Here is a 2,741-nt window from a genome sequence, read left to right as displayed (position 1 = left end):
GCCAACAAGGACTTCGTCACCACCGAAGAAGAAATCCTGTTTGACGCCGCCGACGTGATGCGCATGGGCAAGGACTTGTTTATCCAGCACGGTCTGACCACCAACCGCAAGGCGATGGAATGGTTCAAGCGCAAGTATCCCGAGCTGCGCATCCATGCTGTCAACTTCCCGGGCGATCCTTACCCTATCCATATCGACGCGACCTTCGTGCCGCTGCGCCCCGGCCTGATCATCAACAACCCGCATCGCAAACTGCCGGTTGAGCAGCGCAAGATCTTCGAACAGAACGGCTGGCAGATCGTCGACGCGGCCATGCCTGCCCACAAAGAACCGCCTGCGCTGTGCTACAGCTCGGTATGGCTGTCGATGAACTGCCTGGTGCTCGACCACAAGACAGTGATCGTCGAAGCCTCCGAAGTGAACCAGATGGAACAGATGGACAAGCTGGGCATGAACGTGATCCCGATGCCATTCCGCGATGCCTACGCCTTCGGCGGCGGCCTGCACTGCTCCACCGCCGACGTATATCGCGAAGGCAGCTGTGAAGACTACTTCCCGAACCAGAATGGCGATGTGACCCGCGTATAAGCGGACAGGCGCCGGGATCAAACCGGCGCCTATCAACAGCACACGACCCAGCCCGAATCCCATCCGGGCGCTTACAATTTTTGCTCAGGGCTGGCACAACAGGATCATGCACGCGGACATTCAAGCACTGTTTGTTCTCCTCCAAGCGAATGTCGGTATTCATGTTTCTCCAGCCCTGCTTTTATTTCCAGCCGTGCAATGGCAAGCCCGCCTCTCCCAAGCGGATGGCACGCGATGCAGGCCGGTATGGATAACAGGATAATCAGCATGGCCTTCAATCTGAAAAACCGTAACTATTTGCGTCTGCTGGACTTCAGCCCACGCGAAATCCGCTATCTGCTGGACTTGTCCCGTGATCTGAAGCGCGCCAAATATGCCGGTAATGAAGAACAACATCTGAGCGGCAAAAACATTGCGCTGATTTTTGAAAAAGCTTCGACCCGCACCCGTTGTGCATTTGAAGTAGCTGCTTACGATCAAGGTGCTCACGTGACCTACCTCGGGCCTTCCGGTTCGCAGATCGGTTACAAAGAATCAATGAAGGACACCGCGCGCGTTCTGGGCCGCATGTACGATGCAATCGAATACCGCGGCTTCAAGCAGGACGTGGTGCAGGAACTGGCCGACAACGCCGGCGTACCGGTTTACAACGGTCTGACCGACGAATGGCACCCGACCCAGATGCTGGCTGACGTGCTGACCATGATCGAAAACAGCGAAAAGCCGCTGTCGCAGATCGCCTACGCCTATGTCGGTGATGCCCGCTTCAATATGGCGCGCTCGCTGATGGTTGTAGGTTGCAAGCTGGGCATGGATGTACGCATTGGCGCACCGACCCAGTTGTGGCCGGAAGCCGAACTGATCGAAGAGTGCCGTGCCATTGCCGTCAAGACCGGTGCCACTCTGACGCTGACCGATCTGCCGGAAGAAGCCGTCAAGGGCGCCGACTTTATCCACACCGATGTCTGGGTATCGATGGGCGAAGCCAAAGAAGTCTGGGACGAACGCATTGCGCTGCTATCGCCATTCCAGGTCAACGCTCACCTGATGGCGGCAGCGCAAAACCCGCAGGTCAAATTCCTGCACTGCCTGCCGGCCTTCCACAATAGCGACACTACCGTGGGTGCCGAAGTGGCCAGCCAGTATCCGCAATTCGCCAATGGTATCGAAGTGACCGAAGAGGTCTTTGAAAGCCATGCCAACGTGGCCTTCGAGCAGGCAGAAAACCGCATGCACACCATCAAGGCCATCATGGTTGCAACCTTGGGCGATCAGTAAACGGCTTGTCCCCTAAGCTGCCGGCCGGGTTGATTCCCGGCCGTTTTTTATGGCACGCAAAGACAAGGATTTGGCATCACGCGATATGAGGCCAAACGCCTATCCCGCTTATCCTGTGCCACACAAAAACCAAGCTCACCCTATAGACCATTTCAAACATCAGAAGGATCAAGCAATGCGTGTAGTCGTAGCCTTGGGCGGTAACGCCCTGCAAAAACGTGGCGAAGCCATGACCGCCGACAACCAGCGTGCCAACGTCAAAGTGGCGGCCAAGCAACTGGCTGCCGTGACCCGTCTGGGCCACAACCTGGTGATGTGCCACGGTAACGGCCCGCAAGTCGGCCTCTTGGGTCTGCAGAACGATGCTTATGCCCGTCACGTTGATGCTTCGGTGACGCCGTACCCGCTGGACGTACTGGGTGCGCAGACCGAAGGCATGATCGGTTACATGATCGAGCAGGAAATGGGTAACGAGTTGCCAGTTGAAGTGCCGTTCGCCACCATCCTGACCCAGACCGAAGTTGACCCGAAAGACCCGGCTTTTGCTAATCCGACCAAGTTTGTCGGTCCGGTTTACAGCAAGGAAGAAGCTGAAAAGCTGGCCGCCGACAAGGGCTGGATTGTTAAAGCGGACGGCGAATACTTCCGTCGCGTAGTCGCTAGCCCTAAGCCCAAGCGTATTTTCGAAATGCGTCCTATCAAGTGGATGATCGAAAAAGGCGCGGTGGTGATTGCTGCCGGCGGCGGCGGGATTCCGACCATGTATCAGGATGGCAAGCTGGTTGGCGTGGAAGCCGTGATCGACAAGGATCTGACTTCGGCACTGCTGGCACGTGAAGTGGATGCCGATTATTTCGTCATCGCGACCGACGTGT

At 56.8% G+C, this 2,741-nt stretch carries 2 protein-coding genes and 1 pseudogene; all 3 read left to right on the top strand.

The annotated features are described in order from the left end of the window. Positions 1-588 (top strand): annotated as a pseudogene (locus ACRC1E_RS01355) (serine/threonine protein kinase); the annotation flags it as partial. A gap of 267 nt (positions 589-855) precedes the next feature. Then, entirely contained in the window at positions 856-1,866 is a 1,011-nt protein-coding gene (locus ACRC1E_RS01350; protein WP_438513314.1) for an ornithine carbamoyltransferase, read from the top strand. Positions 1,867-2,041: 175 nt separating this feature from the next. Further along, positions 2,042-2,741: carbamate kinase (locus ACRC1E_RS01345; RefSeq protein ID WP_438513313.1), on the top strand; the 700-nt coding region annotated here is incomplete at its 3' end.

Origin of the sequence: Craterilacuibacter sp., assembly GCF_051659485.1 — a bacterium.
In the GTDB taxonomy this organism is placed as follows: domain Bacteria; phylum Pseudomonadota; class Gammaproteobacteria; order Burkholderiales; family Chromobacteriaceae; genus Craterilacuibacter.
The sequence above is the reverse complement of the archived record's forward strand: the minus strand, read 5'-3'. Positions and strand labels throughout refer to the sequence as shown.

Bases quoted from the DNA above. Each gene is read 5' to 3' on its own strand.
- ACRC1E_RS01350 (WP_438513314.1), top strand. From the start codon at position 856: ATGGCCTTCAATCTGAAAAACCGTAACTATTTGCGTCTGCTGGACTTC.